Source organism: Caballeronia sp. INDeC2 (assembly GCF_023631325.1).
Lineage (GTDB): Bacteria > Pseudomonadota > Gammaproteobacteria > Burkholderiales > Burkholderiaceae > Caballeronia.
This window is the reverse complement of the sequence record NZ_JALQDG010000054.1, coordinates 1-1,046: the sequence shown is the minus strand read 5'-3', so window position 1 is coordinate 1,046 and position 1,046 is coordinate 1. Positions and strand designations below refer to the sequence as shown.

The 1,046-nt window shown below is 61.1% G+C and carries 1 protein-coding gene; it reads left to right on the top strand.

From position 1 onward, the window contains the following. The coding region (gene prpC / locus NCS28_RS32940) for a bifunctional 2-methylcitrate synthase/citrate synthase (protein ID WP_250517957.1) at positions 1 to 1,046 on the top strand (1,046 nt) is incomplete at both ends.

Below are 1,046 nucleotides of genomic sequence, written 5' to 3'. Positions count from 1 at the left end.
TTCAAGCCGAAGAAATCCGTCGCGCTGTCCGGTGTGACGGCGGGCAATACCGCGCTGTGCACGGTCGGCAAAACGGGCAACGATTTGCACTATCGCGGCTACGACATTCTCGATGTCGCGACGACTTCCGAATTCGAAGAGATCGCGTATCTGCTCGTGCATGGCAAGCTGCCCAACGCGGCCGAATTGAAGGCATACAAGACGAAGCTCAAGGCATTGCGCGGCTTGCCCGCGAATCTGAAGGCCGCGCTGGAACGGATTCCCGCGTCCGCGCATCCGATGGACGTGATGCGCACCGGCGCGTCCGTGCTCGGCACGATCCTGCCGGAGAAGGACGATCACAACGTGCCGGGCGCGAAGGATATCGCCGATCGCCTGATGGCTTCGTTCGGTTCGATGCTGCTCTACTGGTATCACTACTCGCACAACGGCAAGCGCATCGAAGTCGAAACCGACGACGATTCCATCGGCGGGCACTTTCTGCATCTGCTGCATGGCGTGGAGCCGTCGAAGTCGTGGATCGACGCGATGCACGTCTCGCTCAATCTCTACGCCGAGCACGAGTTCAACGCATCGACGTTCACGGCGCGCGTGATCGCGGGCACGGGTTCCGACATGTATTCGGCGATCACCGGCGCGATCGGCGCGTTGCGCGGCCCGAAGCACGGCGGCGCGAACGAAGCGGCCTTCGAGATTCAGTCGCGCTATCAGACGGCGGACGAAGCCGAAGCCGACATCAAGCGCCGCGTGGAGAACAAGGAAGTCGTGATCGGCTTCGGCCATCCTGTGTACACGCTCTCCGATCCGCGCAACAAGGTCATCAAGGAAGTGGCCAAGAAGCTGTCGAAAGAAGCAGGCGATACCAAACTCTTCGATATCGCCGAGCGGCTCGAAACGGTGATGTGGGACGCGAAGAAGATGTTCCCGAACCTCGACTGGTTCAGCGCCGTGTCCTATCACATGATGGGCGTGCCCACGGCCATGTTCACGCCGCTTTTCGTGATCTCGCGCACCTCGGGCTGGAGCGCGCACATCATCGAGCAACG